The organism is Paenibacillus taichungensis, assembly GCF_047302525.1.
GTDB lineage: Bacteria > Bacillota > Bacilli > Paenibacillales > Paenibacillaceae > Paenibacillus > Paenibacillus taichungensis_B.
Genome location: NZ_CP168020.1, coordinates 3,952,998 through 3,972,996, shown reverse-complemented (window position 1 = coordinate 3,972,996; position 19,999 = coordinate 3,952,998). Strand labels below are relative to the sequence as shown.

15 protein-coding genes are annotated in these 19,999 nt (G+C 46.1%); 14 read left to right on the top strand and 1 reads right to left on the bottom strand.

All coding sequences use genetic code 11. The annotated features are described in order from the left end of the window. Positions 1-171: 171 nt before the first annotated feature. The 13 genes from mutS to glnA all read left to right on the top strand — a co-directional run bounded on the left by mutS (position 172) and on the right by glnA (position 17,340). Positions 172-2,976: a DNA mismatch repair protein MutS gene (gene mutS, locus ACDJ58_RS17645; protein WP_413372170.1), complete on the top strand. Its 2,805-nt coding sequence runs from the start codon at positions 172-174 to the stop codon at positions 2,974-2,976. A 21-nt stretch (positions 2,977-2,997) separates the two neighbouring features. Then, entirely contained in the window at positions 2,998-5,217 is a 2,220-nt protein-coding gene (gene mutL, locus ACDJ58_RS17640; protein ID WP_413372169.1) for a DNA mismatch repair endonuclease MutL, read from the top strand. A 17-nt stretch (positions 5,218-5,234) separates the two neighbouring features. Continuing rightward, positions 5,235-6,014 carry a class I SAM-dependent methyltransferase gene (locus ACDJ58_RS17635; RefSeq protein WP_413372168.1) on the top strand — a complete coding sequence of 260 codons (780 nt, stop codon included), beginning with the start codon at positions 5,235-5,237 and terminating at the stop codon, positions 6,012-6,014. Further along, positions 6,004-6,951, top strand: coding sequence for a tRNA (adenosine(37)-N6)-dimethylallyltransferase MiaA (gene miaA / locus ACDJ58_RS17630; protein WP_413379721.1), 948 nt, complete (start codon positions 6,004-6,006; stop codon positions 6,949-6,951). The genes ACDJ58_RS17635 and miaA overlap by 11 nt, the downstream gene beginning before the upstream one ends. A gap of 246 nt (positions 6,952-7,197) precedes the next feature. Beyond that, positions 7,198-7,419, top strand: a complete 222-nt coding sequence (locus tag ACDJ58_RS17625) for a hypothetical protein (protein ID WP_413372166.1) — start codon at positions 7,198-7,200, stop codon at positions 7,417-7,419. 234 nt (positions 7,420-7,653) lie between these two features. Continuing rightward, a complete protein-coding gene (gene hfq, locus ACDJ58_RS17620) occupies positions 7,654-7,896 on the top strand; it encodes an RNA chaperone Hfq (protein WP_017687918.1) in 243 nt (80 codons plus the stop codon). A gap of 168 nt (positions 7,897-8,064) precedes the next feature. Next, positions 8,065-10,713 (top strand): PBP1A family penicillin-binding protein, encoded by a 2,649-nt coding sequence (locus ACDJ58_RS17615; protein ID WP_413372164.1) that lies wholly within the window; start codon positions 8,065-8,067, stop codon positions 10,711-10,713. Between the two features lie 283 nt (positions 10,714-10,996). Beyond that, positions 10,997-11,560, top strand: a complete 564-nt coding sequence (locus tag ACDJ58_RS17610) for a DUF402 domain-containing protein (RefSeq protein WP_099858299.1) — start codon at positions 10,997-10,999, stop codon at positions 11,558-11,560. Between the two features lie 109 nt (positions 11,561-11,669). Then, entirely contained in the window at positions 11,670-12,635 is a 966-nt protein-coding gene (locus ACDJ58_RS17605) for an AAA family ATPase (protein WP_413372163.1), read from the top strand. Between the two features lie 125 nt (positions 12,636-12,760). Continuing rightward, positions 12,761-14,047 (top strand): GTPase HflX, encoded by a 1,287-nt coding sequence (gene hflX, locus ACDJ58_RS17600; protein ID WP_413025223.1) that lies wholly within the window; start codon positions 12,761-12,763, stop codon positions 14,045-14,047. Between the two features lie 84 nt (positions 14,048-14,131). Continuing rightward, positions 14,132-15,385 carry an aminotransferase class I/II-fold pyridoxal phosphate-dependent enzyme gene (locus tag ACDJ58_RS17595; RefSeq protein WP_413372162.1) on the top strand — a complete coding sequence of 418 codons (1,254 nt, stop codon included), beginning with the start codon at positions 14,132-14,134 and terminating at the stop codon, positions 15,383-15,385. Positions 15,386-15,468: 83 nt separating this feature from the next. Next, on the top strand, positions 15,469-15,882 hold the full coding sequence (locus ACDJ58_RS17590; protein WP_024630466.1) for a MerR family transcriptional regulator: 414 nt from the start codon (positions 15,469-15,471) through the stop codon (positions 15,880-15,882). 129 nt (positions 15,883-16,011) lie between these two features. Further along, positions 16,012-17,340, top strand: a complete 1,329-nt coding sequence (gene glnA / locus ACDJ58_RS17585; protein ID WP_024630465.1) for a type I glutamate--ammonia ligase — start codon at positions 16,012-16,014, stop codon at positions 17,338-17,340. A gap of 110 nt (positions 17,341-17,450) precedes the next feature. On the opposite strand, the gene ACDJ58_RS17580 is transcribed toward glnA, so the two are convergent. Then, complete coding sequence (locus tag ACDJ58_RS17580; protein ID WP_413372161.1) at positions 17,451-18,110, bottom strand: CatB-related O-acetyltransferase; 660 nt, start codon at positions 18,108-18,110, stop codon at positions 17,451-17,453. 549 nt (positions 18,111-18,659) lie between these two features. On the opposite strand from ACDJ58_RS17580, the gene ACDJ58_RS17575 reads away from it, so the two are divergent. Beyond that, positions 18,660-19,961: an aldehyde dehydrogenase gene (locus tag ACDJ58_RS17575; protein WP_413372159.1), complete on the top strand. Its 1,302-nt coding sequence runs from the start codon at positions 18,660-18,662 to the stop codon at positions 19,959-19,961. Positions 19,962-19,999: the final 38 nt, after the last annotated feature.

The following is a 19,999-nucleotide window of genomic DNA, read 5'->3' as shown; positions in this document are numbered from 1 at the left end:
AAATAAGTCGATTTTGATCATCGTTACGGAAGAAATGGAACAGCAACCTGTGAGGGAAGCGGCGGATGCCGAAACATGAGGCGGTGGCACGAATAAGGTGCCTGACCGCCTTATTGCTCCTTCCGGGACAGCTTCTCTTCCTGACAACATTGGAACGGATGGAGGATACTCATGGCTCAGTATACGCCAATGATTCAACAATATTTGCAAGTGAAGGCCGAAGCGCAGGACGCTTTTCTTTTTTTTAGATTAGGTGATTTCTATGAGTTGTTCTTTGAGGATGCGGTTAATGCTTCCCGTGAGCTAGAGATTACATTAACAGCACGCGCAGGAGGGGGAGAAGATAAGATCCCGATGTGCGGTGTGCCTTATCATTCGGCTGACAATTACATACAGCGCTTGATTGAAAAAGGATACAAAGTAGCCATCTGCGAACAGATGGAAGATCCAACGGTAACCAAAGGCATGGTGCGGCGTGAAATTGTACGAGTTATTACACCCGGAACGGTAATGGAAGGCAAGACATTAGGGGACAAGTCCAACAACTATATGGTTTGCCTGACAGGGAATCAGAACACACTTGCACTGGCTGCCTGTGACTTGTCCACAGGGGAGCTCTACGTGACCTCTGTTCCATACTCACAAGAGTGGCTCAAGGATGAGATCGGGATCTATGAACCTTCGGAACTGGTGGGGGATGCTGCGTTGCTGGATACGGTGGCTACCCAGGCATCTCCAATTGGTCGACCTGTAGTATACACACCATGGACGAAGAGCAAGGAAGATTTGGTGCGTCAGCAATTCGGCGAAGCGGTATGGGCACGTCTGGAGTCTGAACGTCAAGCCTGTATAGCGCGTCTTTTCTCCTATTTAAGTGAGACACAGAAGCGTTCGCTTGGACAATTGACACAGATTTCAACGTATGAGCCGGATCACTTTATGATTCTGGACCCCTTTACTCGGCGTAACCTGGAACTGGTGGAAACCGTACGTGAACGTTCGAAAAAAGGTTCGCTGCTCTGGCTCCTGGACCGCACAGAGACGTCCATGGGGGCCCGCATGCTGCGTCGCTGGGTCGATAAACCCTTGCTGCAAAAAGGAAAAATCAATGAACGTCTGGAAGCAGTAGATACGCTGTATAACCAGTTTATATTGCGGGAAGATCTGCGTGCAGAACTCAAAGACATCTACGATCTGGAACGTCTGGTGGGTCGAATTGCCTTTGGTAATGCCAACGGTAGGGATCTGAATGCGCTGAAGCTGTCACTGGACAAAATTCCGGGGCTACGTCAGTATTGTGCAGGTTCGCCTTCCACGACGCTACAGCACATTGCTGGCATTATGGATGATTGTAGTGATTTGCGAGATGCAATCGGTCAGGCTATCGTTGATGAGCCGCCCGTGTCGGTGCGAGATGGCGGCTTAATCCGTGAGGGGTACCACGAGCGGCTGGATGAGCTTCGGGAAGCCTCGGTGAATGGCAAGCAATGGATTGCTGAACTGGAGGCCAGAGAACGTGAAGCGACTGGCATTCGCTCGCTGAAAATTGGTTACAACAAAGTATTTGGGTACTATATTGAAATTACCAAGTCGAACCTGGCTTCTCTGCCAGAAGGCCGTTACGAGCGGAAACAAACCCTTGCCAATGCTGAGCGTTATATTACACCGGAGCTGAAAGAAAAAGAGACGCTAATTCTGGAAGCTCAGGACAAGATGGTCGATATTGAGTACGGCTTGTTCGCGGAATTGCGGGAACGGCTTAATCAGGAGATCGCCAGGCTGCAAAAACTGGCTGAGCTGGTCGCGGAGATTGATGTGTATCAATCCTTTGCCGTCATAAGTGCAGAGCGTAATTTCGTACGGCCTACATTGACCGATGGTTACGATCTGGTCTTGGAACAGGGGCGCCATCCGGTGGTTGAAGCAGTGATGCGAGATGGAGCTTTCATTGCCAACAATACTGCGATGCAGAAGGAAGAGGCCCGAATTCTACTGATTACCGGCCCGAATATGGCAGGGAAAAGTACGTATATGCGGCAGGTGGCGCTGATTTCGATTCTGGCGCAGATTGGCTGTTTTGTGCCGGCAGGACAAGCTGAAGTACCGATTATGGATCGCATTTTCACACGGATTGGTGCGGCAGACGATCTCATCGGCGGGCAAAGTACGTTTATGGTAGAGATGGCCGACATTCAGGTCATGACGGATAAAGCAACACCACGCAGTCTGATTATTATCGATGAATTGGGTCGGGGAACGTCTACCAGTGAGGGAATGGCGATTGCGCAGTCCGTCATTGAATATGTGCACGATATCATTGGGTGCAAAGCGCTTGTATCAACTCATTTCCATGAGCTTGCTCATCTGGAAGAGAGTTTGGACAAGTTGGCGAATTACTCCATGGCTGTTCAGGAGAGCGGGGACAAGGTTAATTTCCTGCGTAAATTGATTGCCGGGGCTGCCAGCAGTAGCTACGGGATCTATTGTGCACGGCTTGCAGGGCTACCGGACAGCATCATTGAACGGGCAAATGGCTTGCTGCACGGTTTCGAGCATGCGGCGGCTCAGGTTGCGGTTGGAAGTGAACTTGCCGGGAATGACAAGCAGCAATCGGGTGATCATGCTCGAGTTGGTGCAGAGTTCCAGGCAACTGATCATTCGTCATTGATTCGGGAGCAGGAATCTACGGAACCTGTCGAACTCACTGTTGCGACTGAAGATCCAGCACGGAAACAACATGACAAGAAACAAAACGGTAAGCAGCAGTCAGACTCCAAACATACTGATGTGGTTCAACTGTCCATCTTTGGGGATGAAGAGCCAAGTGTAACTCCGAAAACGGAGGTGGTTGCCCTTGACAAGCCTGCCCGGGAGTTTATTCGTAATATGAAAGATATTGATGTAATGAACATGACGCCACTTCAGGCGATGCAAATACTGAATGATCTCAAATTGAAGGCACAGCAATTATCCTGAGTATAGGGGAGGGGAAAACCTGTGGCGAAAATTCATGTGCTTGATGAACATATTGCCAACCAGATTGCGGCAGGTGAGGTGGTCGAACGGCCTGCTTCAGTTGTCAAGGAGCTGCTCGAAAACTCGGTGGATGCAGGCGCCTCCAAAATTGAAGTTACGGTGGAAGAGGGCGGCCTGCTCCGTATCCGAGTCAAAGACAATGGTGCTGGTATCGAGCCAGAGGATATGGAAACAGCCTTCTATCGTCATGCAACCAGTAAAATAGCTCATGGCCGCGATCTGTTCCAGATTACAAGTCTTGGATTCCGGGGGGAGGCCTTGGCGAGTATAGCCGCTGTCTCTAAAGTGGAAGTGTTATCGGCCAGCGGGAATGACGGGCGAGGGCGCCGAATCGTGATTGAGGGCGGCAAACTTCTCTCACATGAGGATGAAACCTCACCGCAAGGCACTGACTTTGAGGTGAAAGAACTATTTTTCAATACGCCAGCCAGGCTTAAATATATGAAAACGATCCAGACCGAGCTGGGACATATCTCGGATGTTCTCTATCGTATGGCAATGTCTCATCCTAACATCTCGTTCACGCTGCGACATAATGAAAATACGCTGCTTCAGACGCTGGGCAATGGGGATCTGCTGCAAGTGGTTGCAGCGATATATGGAACTAGTGCCGCCAAAGCTATGCTTCCCATTCAGGGAGAAAGTCTGGACTACCGTTTGAGCGGGCTGATCAGTTTGCCGGAATGGACTCGTGCCAATCGTGGCGGCATGTCGACCATTGTGAATGGACGATTTATTCGGAATTACGGGCTCAACCAGGCTATTCTGAAGGCGTATCATACGTTGCTGCCCATTAATCGGTTCCCACTTGTCGTGGTGCAATTGGAAATGCATCCATCCCTGGTCGATGTGAACGTGCATCCGGCGAAGCTGGAGGTTCGTTTCAGCAAGGAAGCGGAGCTGTACGAGTTTGTGGAAACGACACTACGTGGAATCTTGCGGAAGGAAGTGCTCATTCCACAGGTAACCAAGCAGCAAATCAGACGTGGAGATAACAGTTCCTTTATCCAGGAACAGTTCCTGTTCCCCAGAGGTCCTCTAAAGGACAAAACGGAATCCGCAGGGTATGGGCAACAAGGTCCATTAGGGAAAAATGCAGGACTCGCTAAAATGACTTCAGAGGACGATGATCTGGATGCTCCAGCTGATGTGGCTCCGGTTGATGTGCAATCAGGTCCTGATGGAAACGGTGAGGGTCAGACGCTGCCGTTGCCTGAAGCTCCACCCGAGATTCCACCATCCTATGATCCATTCGGGATGTTGAGCGGGGACTCAGGATCTAATGTTCTGAAGCATAATTTTAGTCATGACGAAAATTCCCATAGCGATCCAGCTTCTGCTGTGAGTGGAAGTACCGGTGCTACTACAGATCGTGCTGCGGAAGATGCCTTACCTTCAACTGAGGATAAGGGGTTATCTACTTCACAGGCTCCGGCTTCTGCGTATCGTTCCAATTCGGTGAATTCTCCGGTTAGAGAAGGTCGTTCATCTTATAATCCATCTGCGGCGGGTGCAAAAGGAGAGCGAAGCTGGAAGGCTCCAAGTTTACCGGACCCAGCAAGGCTGGCATCTGCCGTTAAATCGGATGTTTCCATGCCTGCGTTTCCTGAACTAAGTCTGATTGGGCAGCATCACGGGACGTACTTGATTGCACAAAATCAAGATGGTCTATATCTGATTGATCAGCATGCAGCCCATGAACGGGTGAATTATGAGTATTATTACGAGCAGTTTGGCAATCCGGCTCAGGCTTCGCAGGAGTTGCTGCTGCCCATTACACTGGAGTTCACACCATCCGAGACCGAAAAGCTCAAAACAAGACTGGCTTGGTTCGAGCAGGCGGGTGTGTACTTGGAACATTTCGGCGGGCAAACTTTCCGGGTGCGTTCCCACCCGTTCTGGTTCCCCAAGGGGGATGAGAAAGACATTATTGAAGAGATGTCGGAATGGGTTCTGAGTGAACGTAGTATTGATGTTGCCAAGATGCGAGAAGCGGCCTCCATTATGTGCTCTTGCAAAGCGTCCATTAAAGCCAATCAGAAATTGACGGATCAGGAGGCGGAAGTGCTGATTCAGCGTCTTGGTTCTTGCCGTCAACCGTATACTTGTCCACACGGGAGACCGATTGTGGTGTCATTTTCAACCTATGATCTGGAGAAATTGTTCAAACGGGTCATGTAGCTATTTAGGAGGAAATTATGTATATTACAACCGGTGAAAAGGAAGCAGGCCACCTTGTGGAACGTGCACGAAACCTTGCGGAAACAACGGGAGGAACCTATGTATCACGCAAAAGAATGTCTTTACCTGCAATGATTGCACATTATGGGATTGATGAGATTATAGTTGTGCTTCAGGGTAAAGTTCGTTTGTTTCGTCCGGATTCACCGCTGCTCGAGTTTCACCCCAGTATGGGATTTGTTCGCGCCAAACGTGTATTAAGGGGAGAGGCAGACCCAATGCTGGAAGCGGGCGCCGTATTAGAAGGGGATAGCATTATCGATTGTACAGCCGGACTGGGCACCGATGCTTTGGTATTTTCGGTGGCAGTAGGCGAAAGCGGTCGGGTAATCGCATGTGAAAGCTCCCTTCCGCTGTACACGCTATTGGTAGAGGGCATGTCTCAATATGAGAGCATTAAGCCTGCGGTAAACGAAGCTTTCCGGCGCATTGATCTGCGTCATGCGAATCATCTCGATTTGCTGCGTTCCTTGCCAGACCGAAGTTGTGACACGATCTATTTCGATCCGATGTTCCGTGAACCGATGCTCGATTCAAGCGCCATCCAGCCTTTGCGAGATTATGCGAATCCAAGTGCACTGGATGAACAGAGTATTATTGAAGCGAAAAGAGTTGCCCGCAAGCGGGTAGTTATGAAAGAGAAGCGCGGCAGCGCGGAGTTTACAAGACTCGGTTTTGAAGTACATGACCGGGGAAATGCAAAAACACTGTACGGAGTGATTAATGTTGAAAGCTGAAGTTAAACCGAAGCTGCTTGTGCTGGTCGGACCAACAGCTGTGGGCAAAACAAGAATGAGTATTGAACTTGCACAGGCGTTTAATTGTGAGATTATTTCGGGGGACTCCATGCAGGTATATCGCGAAATGGATATCGGTACGGCCAAAATTACTCGCGATGAAATGAAGGGTGTTCCCCATCACCTCATCGACATCCATGAACCGGAATACCCCTATTCCGTGGCGGAATTTCAGGAGAGCTGCACACGTCTGATTGGGGAAATCCATGAGCGCGGCAAGTTGCCTTTTATTGTTGGTGGCACCGGTCTGTATGTGGAATCGGTATGTTACGGCTTTCAATTCTCTGACAGCGGCTCGGATGAAGCGTTCCGGGATGAACAGTTCCGTTATGCAGAGCAACATGGCCCGCAGGCGTTACATGATAAGCTGAGGGTCATTGATCCGGTTAGTGCAGAACGACTGCATCCGAATGACCAGCGCCGAATTGTTCGTGCACTGGAGATCTATCACCTCACAGGTGAGAAGTTGTCCGAGCAGCTGGCTTCCCAGAAGAAAGAGTCTCCATATGACCTGCTTATTGTGGGTTTGACAATGGATCGTCAGAAGCTGTATGCCCGAGTGGAAGAGCGAATTGATCTTATGATCGAGCAGGGCCTGGTAGAGGAGGTTAAGTCTTTACTGGAGCGCGGCGTAGCGAGAGGACATATCTCCATGCAGGGGCTCGGCTATAAGGAAATTGCGGCTTATCTTCAGGGTGAAGTAAGCTGGGAGGCTGCTGTAGAGTGGCTGAAAAGGGATACGCGCCGTTTTGCCAAGCGGCAATTGTCCTGGTTCCGTCATATGAAGGACATTGAATGGGTGGATATGACGGATACCGAAGATTTTGCAGGGAATTATGCCCATGTATGTGAGATGATCAAACGCAAGTTTGAATGAATATAGAAGGTGAATGTTGCACCCGATATTTAGGACTTTAGAACCTCTATCTTTTAGAAATAAAAGGTAGAGGTTCTTTACTTTTTTATATAAAATGACGTCATTTAAAGAGGGAATAATCGGTCGCGTATACAGATTTGAGCAGAAAAACTCATTGTAAAAAAATAACATAAATATTAAAATGAATTCACATGACGGTTTATGGTTTATTTGATTTTGTTCCTAAGGTGAAGGGGGGGAGATTTTATGAGTGCAGAACCGAGCGGAGTGGCGAGTTTATATCTCTTTTTCTCAGGATTATTTGGAATTGGTTTTGCCATTGGAGGTCTTATCGCCTTAATTTGGTTAATTATCGTTCTAATCAATACCAATACATACCTGAAACTCTTAATCAATGATAGAAAAAATCGGCAAAATATTACGTTAGCCAGAGAAGAAGGGAAACCGTACACAGATCCGGAAAAGTAGAAGGGAAACGTGGGAAAAGGTAGAATTTGTCCCTCTTTTGCAATTCTGACAAGCGGTGTATAATGGATAAGTCTTCTAGTTGCAAGCGAAGCTCAGGCATAGGTGCAAAATAGCAGGCAAGGGGTTTTTGTGGATTATATGAATCCGTTCATGATATAATAGCACGAAAGCTACTCAGCGATATTGAATATTACTTATAACACGAATTCAAATGAACCAATGGGGGTACGGCTAATGAACAAGTCCATCAACATCCAAGATACGTTCTTGAACCAACTGCGGAAAGAAAACATTCCTGCTACGGTCTATCTAACCAATGGCTTTCAAATCCGCGGAACGATCAAGGCATTTGACAATTTTACGATCGTCATTGACAGCGACGGACGCCAGCAAATGGTCTACAAGCACGCCATCTCCACGTTCACGCCGCAACGCAGCGTATCGCTGATGCAGCAAGATAATAGCGGCGAAGCTTAAAAAATTACGAAACCTTTTTATCAACCATTTCGTCTACAAGTATAGGAATTGAAACAGAGCAACCTGAATAAGGGTTGTTCTTTTCATTCCGGGCAAAATAAGCTCAATAGGAGCTTGAGCCAGCAGACGAATAGAAATTATGCAACCGAAAGGGAGTCAGGAGGTAACATGCCAAACGATCCGTTGTCGAGGTCTAACAATCGCAACAGCAATAACAAGTCAACCAAAAAAGCGAAGCCAAAGACCTCTAAAAAGAAAAAAATTACGGGTAAACGCGTTGGGTGGACACTGTTTTTCACCATGGCAATCGCCATATTCTGTGCACTGGGTGGATATTTATTTATTATGGTGAGTGGCGAAAATCTGCTCAAAGCCAACAAGGACAAAACAACAATCAATGAAACTTCAAAAGTATATGATCGTAACGGACAGTTAATGGGCGAGTTGTCCATTCAAAAGCTGGAGCCGGTCAACGAAGAAGATATTCCGGACTTAGTAAAGAAAGCTTTTGTTGCTACGGAGGACAAACGATTCTACGAGCATCAGGGCGTGGATATCTGGTCCATCGGACGGGCGGCAGTTAAAGACGTCATGGCCCGCTCCATGGTGGAGGGTGGCAGTACGCTGACTCAGCAACTTGCGAAAAATATGTTCTTGTCCCGTGACAAGACCTTCTTCCGTAAAGCAACGGAGGTTTCCATTGCAATGGCATTGGAGCGCAAGTACTCAAAAGACGAAATTCTGACGATGTATCTGAACCGGATTTTCTTTGGTCATCAGCGTTATGGAATTAAAGCTGCGTCCGAATTTTATTTTGGGGTATCTGACCTTAACAAATTAGAAATTTGGCAAATTGCTACACTGGCAGCGATGCCTAAAGGGCCTTCTGCCTATAACCCGCTGAGCAATCCCAACGACTCCAAAGCACGTCGTGCTGTGGTATTGCAACTGATGTATGAGCAAGGTTATATTACCAAGGCGGAAATGGATGAAGCCAAAGAAGTAGATTATGACTATACACCGCCTGAGAAAGATCAGAAGTATCAAGCCTTTATCGACTATGTTCTTCGTGAAGCGGAGAAAGTGACTGGTAAAACGGAGGATGATCTGAATATCGGCGGGTACAAAATTTACACGACGATGGATGCTCAGGCTCAAACAGCCATGGAGAGTGCCTTCTCGGATGATAGTTTGTTTGAGTCAAGCAAAGATGATCAGCCAGTTCAAGGCTCCATGGTAATCATGAACCATGAAAATGGCAGTCTTGTCGCCTTGATGGGCGGACGGGATTATCAAACGAAGGGCTACAGCCGGGTAACACAGAGCCGCAGACAGCCTGGATCGGCATTTAAACCGATTGTGACTTATGCACCGGCTCTTGAATCAGGTAATTACAATGCAAACTCAGCTCTCAGTAATGAAAAGCAATGCTTCGGCAATTACTGTCCGGGTAACTTGCATGGGTATTCTTCAACCATTAGCATGACAGATGCCATTACAAAATCGGAGAACATCCCGGCAGTATGGCTCCTAAACAAAATTGGTGTAAATACAGGTGTTCAGTTTGCAAAAAGCGTAGGTATCCAACTTACGGATGAAGACAAAAACCTAGCGATTGCGCTGGGTGGTCTTAGCAAAGGTACGAATACGCTGGAAATGGCGCAAGCCTATAGCGCATTCGCCAATCTGGGTGAGTACCAGCAGGCGTATTCCATTAAGGAAATTAAGGATAGCGCGGGGAAAACGACCTATAAACACGATAAATCGGAAACAACACGTGTTATGAGTGAGCAAAATGCTTATTCCCTGACTCAAATGCTGCAAAATGTCGTGAATGACGGTACAGGTCGTTCAGCACGTCTGGATCGACCAGTTGCTGGTAAGACGGGAACCGTTCAAAGTGGTATTTCCGGCAACAGTGCCAACCGTGATGTTTGGTTCGTCGGATACACGCCAGAATGGACTGCTGCAGTATGGATGGGTTACGACAATCCTGATGCAACCCATATGCTCAAGAATAGCAGTAAGCTGTCAGCGGCGTTCTTTGCCAAAGTTATGGGGGACGCGTTGAAAGGAGTTCCTGTGAAGGACTTCAAAGCTCCAGCAGGAGCCCAGACACCTCCGCCGGAAAAAGAACCAGAGCAACCAACGCTTTCAGTGAGTGGTTTGAATGGTGCTTATGATCCATCTACACAAACTGTATCGTTGAATTGGACTGCAACGGGGGATTCCTCGACACAGTATCGGATTTACAGAAAAGAAACATCTGAGGGTCAGTTCACCCACCTCATTGATGCGGTTGGATCGACCAGTGCGCAGGATCTAAGTGCGCTCCCTGGTCTCACTTATGAGTATTATGTGACAGCCTATGATCTGGCTTCCGGACAGGAGACGAATCCGTCCAACATCATTTCGCTCATGATTGAAGCGGAGGAATTGGAACCGGAACAGCCAGATACGGGCACGGAGCCAGGAACGGAACCGGGTACAGAACAGCCAGGAACAGAAAATCCGGACAACGGTTCGCCGGGGAATGGAAGTTCTGAGGGTAACAATGGCAACGGTAATGAAAATGGCAACAATGGTAACGGGAATAATGGAAACAATGGCGGGACAGGTCAAGGGAACGGACATACTGGAGAAGGAAACACACCGCCTGGGCAGGGAACAACAGAACCTGGAGGTACGGGTGAGGGTTCCAATGATGGGGCTGTAACGACACCGGGCGAAGTAGTCACGCCACCTGATAGTGGCAACAATAGTAATACTGGAGAAACGGATGCACCGACAGATTCTCAAGCTGGAACTGGCGGTTAACGAGAATAAGCCGGATTAAAAAATTACAACCTAAAACCTGCTCCCTGATGTTAGGGAAGCAGGTTTTTTGGTTTGTGTAACGTTTGGCGTGGAACCAGAGCTCTCCAATAGATGGGGCAAAGCTTGATTTTGAGTGTATAACTTAAATATGGTAAGCTGTAACTATTCGTAATACGTTGTGCAAAGCGGATTCAGGCACTTGTGGAATCGACAATGCGGACGTTATTCGCTGTTCACCAATATCAGCAGGTCACGGACCTGTGGTCGGCAAAGAGGGGTTCGTATGAAACGGAAATTCGGGGACCGCGCGAACTGGCGCCGGATTACGAACCGACAATTTACATGCCGGTTCGTTCAATCCAAAATTTTTACTGGTTACATTACGTTGTATACAATACAAGATTTGAAAGAGCCTTTGTGGAAAACCTATGGAGGAAGTACCTTCTGCATTGCGGACAAAGGTTATTCCTGGTTGCAGTATTATCCGAAAGGCGAGCACTTTGTTGTTACGGCCATGTTTGACGATCAGGAGCGGATCGTTGAATGGTACATTGACACATGCCGCAGCCAGGGCATAACCGATCAGGGTGTTCCGTGGTTTGATGATCTGTATCTGGATGTCGTTGTCCTGAAGGATGGAGAAATATTTTTGCTGGACGAGGATGAACTTGAAGATGCTCTTTCACGTAAGCACATCACGACGGGGGATTATGATCTGGCTAACCGGACAGCAAAGGAATTGTTGCATGCTATTGATGCACATGTGTTTCCTTATTTCCAACTGTCTCTGAAGCATAGACAGACCCTGTTTGAGAATGGAGAGTTCAAAAAAAATATTCAGATTTGAGTCATGGAAAAGTCGCAGAATTCTTCACCATCCTTCTAATATTAGAGCACCTGATAGAATACATTAATAATCAGGAGAGTTCAGCCCGATAAAATAGAGGTGATGGCGAATGAACGGACGGGTCATGGCTGCAGGAGGGCAACCGGGAGGCAGACCATCCAGACAAATTAATGTTGTTTTGCGTAACCAGGAACCTCAGATGCTGGTCAAAGAAGAAGAGACAGCAATACAAGCAGCAAAAGGCTTAGCCAAACATGCGCATTTTCAAGAGATTCAAGGTGAATTAGAGCAACTGGTTGGACTTGAAAATATCAAGGATTTAGTATTTGAAATCTATGCTTTCTTACAGATTGCCCAGATGCGTACCGAAGCTGGACTGATAAGTGGGGCGCACGTGTATCATATGATTTTTAAAGGCAATCCGGGAACTGGAAAAACAACGGTAGCACGAATTGTTGCGAAGCTGTTTCAGAAGATGGGTGTACTGAGTAAGGGTCATTTGATTGAAGTGGAACGTGCAGACTTGGTCGGGGAATACATTGGGCATACGGCACAGAAAACGAGGGATTTGGTCAAGAAGGCATTGGGTGGAATCTTGTTTATTGACGAGGCGTACAGTCTGGCTCGCGGGGGCGAGAAGGATTTTGGGAAGGAAGCTATCGACACACTTGTAAAGTCAATGGAAGATAATAAGAATCAGTTTATCCTCATCCTGGCGGGTTACTCGGAAGAGATTGATTTTTTTCTGCAGACGAATCCCGGATTACCTTCCCGTTTCCCGATCCAGGTTGAATTTCCAGACTATAGCATTGATCAATTGATTCAAATCTCCGAGATTATGGCCAAGGAACGTGACTATATTCTCATGCCACAGACCATACTCAAATTAAAGCAGCATCTGCTTCAGGAAAAAAATGAGTCTCTTCATGCGTTCAGCAACGCCCGATATGTCCGAAATGCCATTGAACGATCGATTCGTCATCAGGCAGTTCGACTATTGGAACAGTATACCCAGGGGAATCCGGGAAAACTGGAGCTGATGACCATTCGCACAGAGGATTTGAAGTTTGAGTAAAAGTAAGCGATAATATAATTTTTGAAGCAGCCGGCCGGGTTAACCGGTTCGGCTTAAAGCATGCCATGGAACCATGGTGGCACAGAATATATGCGGAAACGTAATAGAAGGAGTGAATATACACGATGACAAATGGCACACATGATACAGATATGGTGAAGAAGGATCGCGCCGTGTTGGTGAGTCTGGTTACCGATGAGGTCAAACGTTCGGGTATTAACCCGGAGTACTCCCTTGAGGAGTTGGTAAAACTCGCCGAGACGGCAGGCGTGGAAGTGCTGAGTGTATTGTCACAGAACCTGAAAACCCGGGACACCAAATGGTTCATTGGTAAGGGAAAAGTGGAAGAACTTCGTGCAGTGGCTGAGGAAATGGGAGCAACAACAGCTATTTTTGACCAGGAGCTGTCCGGTGCTCAAGTTCGTAACCTGGAAGAAGCGTTGGATCTCAAAATTATTGACCGCACCCAGCTGATTTTGGATATCTTCGCACAACGCGCCAACACAAGAGAAGGTATTATCCAGGTTGAGTTGGCTCAGTTGAGCTATTTGCTGCCACGTTTGTCGGGTCACGGAAAGAATTTGTCCAGACTTGGGGGCGGAATTGGAACGCGGGGTCCAGGTGAAAGTAAACTGGAGACGGATCGTCGACATATTCGTGGACGCATTGATGACTTGAAGCGTCATTTGGAAGAAGTGACACGTCACCGCAAGCTGCACCGGGAGCGACGCAAAAAGACGGGGATCGTTCAAGTAGCCCTTGTAGGTTATACAAATGCGGGTAAATCAACCTTGCTTAAACAATTAACAGCGGCAGATGTTTACATTCAAGATCAGCTGTTTGCCACACTGGATCCAACCTCACGGACGATGGAACTGCCAAGTGGTAAAGAAATCGTACTCACAGATACGGTTGGTTTTATACAGAACCTTCCTCATGATCTGATTGCGGCTTTCCGGGCAACACTGGAGGAAGTGAATGAAGCGGACCTTATATTACATGTGGTCGATGCATCGTCTGCAATGCGTGAAGACCAGATGAAAACGGTACACACGATTTTGCAGCAACTGGGTTCAGGGGACAAGCCTCAATTGGTATTGTATAACAAGAAGGATGCTTGTACACCGGAGCAGCTTGAAATGCTTCCTTTGGATAAAGAACATATCAAAGTGAGCGCTCTGGATGCAGATGACTTGCTGAAAATTCGGGAGCTTATCCAGGCTGAATTGACTGGCGCTACCAAACGGTTCCGTATTCCGGCTGAGCGTGGCGATCTTACATCTGTACTGTACAAAATAGGCGATGTTGTTGAGACCACATTTGAAGATAATGATGTAATTTATGAAGTGGAATTGCAAAAAGGCGAATATGAGAAATTCGGTTATTTACTTGAAGATTTCATACAACTGTAACATCGATGACATATTTGTATGATAAGTTGACACGATAATTGATGTTTGACGTCAGATTCGTGCTATGAAGGGGAATGGAGCAAGATGGCAAGCTTTGATTCAGAGATTATTGAACTTCAACAACAGGTTGAACGTCAGATTGAGGGGCAATTGCAACAAATTGACCGTATCACTGATCACAACCAATGGAAAGTAATCAATGCTTTTCAGCGTAGAAAAGTCAGCGATTTTCACTTTGCGGGTTCAACGGGTTACGCTTATAACGATCGTGGGCGTGAGGTACTTGATGAAGTATATGCCGATGTGTTCGGTGCAGAGGCGGCACTGGTGCGTCCTCATTTTGCATCAGGTACACATACTATTGCTACAGCTTTGTTCGGTGTACTCCGTCCAGGCGACGAGTTGTTGTACATTACGGGTAAGCCCTATGACACATTGCATAAGGTCATAGGCAAGCCTGGTGATGGAACAGGATCGTTACGGGATTTTGGCATTGGCTATCAAGAGACGGCTCTGTTGGAAGATGGCGGAGTAGATTGGGCAACAGTAGAGAAAAGTATCAATGCAGCGACAAAAGTCATTGGTATTCAACGCTCCAGAGGATATGATTGGAGATCTTCCTTCTGTATCGATGAAATCGCTGATATGGTTGCACGTGTAAAGGCAATTAAGGAAGATGTCATCGTATTTGTGGATAACTGTTATGGCGAATTTACGGAGGAACGTGAACCAACAGAAACCGGGGTAGACCTGATGGCAGGTTCACTGATTAAAAATCCCGGTGGAGGTCTGGCGGAAACCGGAGGATACATATGCGGGAAGGAAAAGTACGTACAATTGGCAGCCTATCGTTTGACTGCTCCTGGAATTGGCGGTGAGGTTGGTGCGATGTTAGGAACGACTCGTGGCATCTACCAAGGACTTTACATGGCTCCGACAATTGTAGGACAAGCCATTAAAGGGAGCACATTCGCTGCGGCGATGTTTGCCGCATCCGGATTTGTAACCAAACCAGCATGGAACGAGATGCGTACAGATCTGATTCAGGCTGTTCAATTCAGTTCGGCAGAGCATTTAATTGCCTTTGTTCAAGGGATACAGCGGGCTGCTGCAGTAGATAGCCATGTTGTTCCTGAACCGTGGGACATGCCGGGTTACGAGCATCCTGTCATCATGGCGGCAGGTACGTTTATACAGGGTGGGAGCCTTGAATTGTCTGCAGATGCGCCTATCCGTGAGCCTTATATTGGCTATATGCAAGGCGGTTTAACGTACTCTCATGTTAAATATGGCGTTTTGATGGCATTACAGACCATGAAAGAACGTAAATTATTGTGAGTTTATCTAACACATCATTGACACTTAGTAATAACTAAATGTACAATAGAGTGAAGAATAGATGACTGGAAGGTTGATGAATGATGGGTGACGAAATTCGCAGAAATATGGCCTTATTCCCGATAGGTATTGTAATGAAACTTACGGATCTGTCCGCGCGTCAGATTCGTTATTATGAGCAGCACAGTTTGATTGTTCCTGCGAGAACGTCAGGTAATCAGCGTTTGTTCTCTTTCAATGACGTAGAACGATTGCTGGAAATCAAGGCTCTGATTGAAAAAGGAGTTAACATCGCGGGCATTAAACAAGTGATGAATCCTGTATCCAAAGAGTCAGAAGAAGCGACTGTTATTACACCCGATACGGAAGTGAAACGTAGAGAGCTGTCGGATTCCCAACTGCATCGTCTGCTTAAACAACAACTGGTGTCAGGTAAGAGACCTGGACAAGTATCTCTCATCCAGGGAGAGCTTTCCCGTTTCTTTAATAAAAAATAAGTTCGTATAACCTCGTAGGTCAGGGGAAATCCTGCTTTTGGGTAGGAGGACTCCTTGACCCATGCAATATTCTAATGTACAAATATAACAGGCAAGCCAAATACGCAGAGAAGAAAGGGAGAGGGTATCGTGAGTTTTACTAAAGAAGACATACTACGCATCTCAAAAGAAGAAAATGTACGATTCGTTCGTTTGCAATTTACCGATTTGCTTGGAGCAATCAAAAACGTTGAAATCCCTGTGAGCCAACTTACCAAGGCTCTGGATAATAAAATGATGTTTGATGGATCTTCCATTGAAGGTTATGTACGTATTGAAGAGTCCGACATGTACCTCTATCCGGATCTCGATTCTTGGCTGATTTTCCCTTGGGTAGCCGAGAACCGTGTTGCTCGACTGATTTGCGACGTATATCTTCCGGATGGTAATCCGTTTCCAGGAGATCCGCGTGGCATCTTGAAACGAAACCTGAAAGAAGCCGAAGAAATGGGATTCACTTCCTTCAACGTCGGTCCTGAACCAGAGTTCTTCTTGTTCAAAACAGACGAAAAAGGAAACCCGACTAACGAACTGAATGACCAAGGTGGATATTTCGACCTAGCGCCTACGGATCTTGGTGAAAACTGTCGTCGTGACATCGTTATCACACTTGAAGAAATGGGCTTTGAGATCGAAGCTTCCCACCATGAAGTAGCTCCAGGTCAGCATGAGATCGACTTTAAATATGCTGATGCTCTAAAAGCAGCAGACCAGATCCAAACGTTCAAACTCGTTGTTAAAACGATTGCACGTCAGCATGGTCTACATGCTACCTTTATGCCAAAACCGCTGTTTGGTATGAACGGTTCCGGTATGCACTGTAACCAATCCTTGTTCCAAGGCAAAGTGAACGCATTCGTAGACGAGTCGGACGAGCTGGGTCTGAGCAAAACTGCACGTCACTTCATGGCTGGAACTTTGAAGCATGCGCGTGCGTTTGCAGCAATTACGAACCCAACTGTGAACTCATACAAACGTCTTGTACCAGGTTATGAAGCCCCTTGTTATGTAGCATGGTCCGCCAGTAACCGTAGCCCAATGATCCGCATTCCAGCTTCCCGTGGTCTGAGTACACGTGTTGAGGTTCGTAATCCGGATCCGGCTGCTAACCCTTACTTGGCTTTGGCTGTTTTATTGAAAGCAGGTCTGGACGGAATCAAACGTGAGCTTTCCTTACCAGCTCCGATTGACCGTAACATCTACATCATGTCAGAAGAAGAGCGTGTGGAAGAAGGCATTCCAAGCTTGCCAGCTGACCTGAAAGAAGCATTGAACGAATTGATCCGCAGCGAAGTCATCTGTGATGCTCTCGGCGACCACGCCCTGGCTCACTTCTATGAGCTGAAAGAAATTGAGTGGGACATGTACCGTACACAAGTCCACCAATGGGAACGCGATCAATATATCACGTTGTACTAATAGCTGAATCCCTTGGCGCTCTAGCGCTGAGGGGTTTTTCTTTTTGTGGACGGGGGATATAAAAAAGCTAGGTAGAATATTATTCTACCTAGCTTTATATCTATAGGAACTCAGTCCTTAATTTCTGATAAGTAGTGCTCATATAACTCGTTAATAGAAGAACTGGAAAGTAAGTGAGTGACTTCTTCAATCGATTCTCTCTTCCAATCAAACCAGCGCATTTCTTTTAACTTCATGATTTCTTCTTCTGAGAAACGCTTCTTTACCTCTTTTGCAGGATTTCCACCTACTATCGTGTAAGGGGCGACATCTTTTGTTACAACTGAGCCTGCTGCAACAATTGCACCTTCACCAATGGTAACACCCGGCATAATCATTGCATTCATGCCGATCCATGCATCGCTTTCTATAATGGTATCTCCTTTGGTTGAGAAGGAACGGCTAATTTGATCAGCAAACGGATAAACAGTGATCCACTCCGCATGATGATTGTTATTTCCTCCCATAAGAATAACGACACCGGCTGCGATACATACATAATTACCAATAATTAATCGATCTATTTGCCAACCAAATTCCTCAATGGGGTTGAATAAGCTCCTCGATTTTTCATCTCCCCATAAATATCTCACGCATCCATCTTCAAAGGAAGAATTGTTATCGTAATAACCAGAGTAATAGGAGTAATCGCCGACTTCGATTAATGGATTGGTTACAATATCCTTTAAATACTTAATTTCAGACCAGTGATTAAATTGGTTTATATTCATTTTAATTTCCTCGCTTCTAAGTTATATTTCTGAGTAACTTAGAAGCGTGATGCGGTAGCTACATTCTTTAGTTTTTTTAGACGACGAATCATCTGAATCATCCTTCCTTTTGATATGAGGGCCATTGTAGCAATCACTTCTTTTATTGTCAATCCTATTCTGATAAAGAGATGTCAGTAAGTATCCTCCCTCAAAGTGTATATAATGAAGAAAAAATTCAGGAAGAGAAAATATAGACAGAACACGTGTCCACCATTTGGAAGGTCGGATACATCACGTTGGAGTTATACAGGAACGGAAATAAGAATGTAAAGAGGAAGCTAGTATTCGTAGAATAAGTCTTAGCATATTAGTGTTAAGGCTTTTTATGTAGTCAATAAGAAATAGAATGGTTAATTAAATTATGATCATATCGTTGAAGCGAGAGTACGTTTTAATTGTTTGCTCTATTTTTACAGTATCTATATGTTGATAGTTTCATATAATTGCGTTATAATTCATTTATGTTTTTAGAAATTAAATTTTGAACAATTAATTGGAGATGTTAATATGGAACAAGAGAAGCAACTGGTTGCTGCACAGCGGACATTTTTTTATACAGGTCAAACTAAGTCTATTGAGTACCGTATTCGTGCTCTTCAGCAATTAAGACAGGGAATTGAGAAGTATCAGCAACGTATTCTTGACGCACTTCGTGCGGATCTAAATAAATCTGAAACAGAGGCTTATGGCTCTGAGATTCGGATCGTGTTGGGTGAACTGGATTTTGCATTGGAACATTTGGAGGAATGGGCTACACCAAAATCTGTGCCTACAAATTCTGCTATACCTGATGGCACAAGCTTAATTTATCCTGAACCTTATGGAGTTGCTCTTATTATTGCACCATGGAACTATCCGTTCCAATTAGCTTTCGGCCCTCTAATTGGAGCCATTGCTGCGGGTAACTGTGCCATTATTAAGCCGTCTGAATTAACCCCAGCCGTATCACGTCTGACTTATGATTTGGTTCATAAGATATTTCCTAGTGAGTACCTGGCAGTTATGGAAGGGGAAGTCGAGACCAGCACAGCATTGTTGAAAGAAAAGTTTGATTATATTTTCTTTACAGGCAGTACAGGTGTTGGCCGCATTGTTATGAAGGCAGCAGCTGAGCATTTGACTCCAGTTACGTTGGAACTAGGTGGTAAGAGTCCGGTCATTGTTCATCAGGATGCGGATTTGAAGCTGGCAGCTCAGCGCATTGTTCGCGGTAAATTTCTGAATGCAGGGCAAACCTGTGTCGCTCCGGACTACTTGCTTATACACGAGGACGTACATGACAAATTATTGGAATTAATCGGCGTAGAAATTCAGGATAAATTTGGAGACGATGTGATGAAAAATGCTGATTTTCCGCACGTTGTCAACGCACGTAACTTTGATCGTTTATCGGTTTTGCTCCAAGATGGCAAAGCAATGATCGGTGGACGTTCTGAACGTGATCAGCTGCTCATTGAACCAACAGTTTTGGGGGAAGTTGATTGGAAATCCCCAGTGATGCAAGAAGAGATCTTTGGTCCAATCCTTCCTGTATTTAAGTATACCGACCTCAATCCCATGCTAGATGAGGTTGTTCGCCGTCCCAAACCACTGGCATTATATCTCTTCACTCAGGATGAGGATCTGCAGAATCAGGTTCTGAATCAAGTATCTTTTGGTGGTGGTTGTATTAATGACACATTGTCTCATATGACATCACATTATCTCCCGTTTGGCGGCGTAGGAGAAAGTGGAATGGGTTCCTACCATGGCCAACAGAGTTTTGATGTGTTTTCTCATCATAAAAGCATTCTTAAACGCAGCGAATAGTCGGCTAATGTAGAACAATATAAGTAGTATGAGAAAAA

Coding starts and splice junctions, on each gene's coding strand:
- mutS (WP_413372170.1), top strand. CDS start 172: ATGGCTCAGTATACGCCAATGATTCAACAATATTTGCAAGTGAAGGCC.
- ACDJ58_RS17635 (WP_413372168.1), top strand. CDS start 5,235: ATGTATATTACAACCGGTGAAAAGGAAGCAGGCCACCTTGTGGAACGT.
- ACDJ58_RS17625 (WP_413372166.1), top strand. CDS start 7,198: ATGAGTGCAGAACCGAGCGGAGTGGCGAGTTTATATCTCTTTTTCTCA.
- hfq (WP_017687918.1), top strand. CDS start 7,654: ATGAACAAGTCCATCAACATCCAAGATACGTTCTTGAACCAACTGCGG.
- ACDJ58_RS17615 (WP_413372164.1), top strand. CDS start 8,065: ATGCCAAACGATCCGTTGTCGAGGTCTAACAATCGCAACAGCAATAAC.
- ACDJ58_RS17610 (WP_099858299.1), top strand. CDS start 10,997: ATGAAACGGAAATTCGGGGACCGCGCGAACTGGCGCCGGATTACGAAC.
- ACDJ58_RS17605 (WP_413372163.1), top strand. CDS start 11,670: ATGAACGGACGGGTCATGGCTGCAGGAGGGCAACCGGGAGGCAGACCA.
- hflX (WP_413025223.1), top strand. CDS start 12,761: ATGACAAATGGCACACATGATACAGATATGGTGAAGAAGGATCGCGCC.
- ACDJ58_RS17595 (WP_413372162.1), top strand. CDS start 14,132: ATGGCAAGCTTTGATTCAGAGATTATTGAACTTCAACAACAGGTTGAA.
- ACDJ58_RS17590 (WP_024630466.1), top strand. CDS start 15,469: ATGGGTGACGAAATTCGCAGAAATATGGCCTTATTCCCGATAGGTATT.
- ACDJ58_RS17580 (WP_413372161.1), bottom strand. CDS start 18,110: ATGAATATAAACCAATTTAATCACTGGTCTGAAATTAAGTATTTAAAG.
- ACDJ58_RS17575 (WP_413372159.1), top strand. CDS start 18,660: ATGGAACAAGAGAAGCAACTGGTTGCTGCACAGCGGACATTTTTTTAT.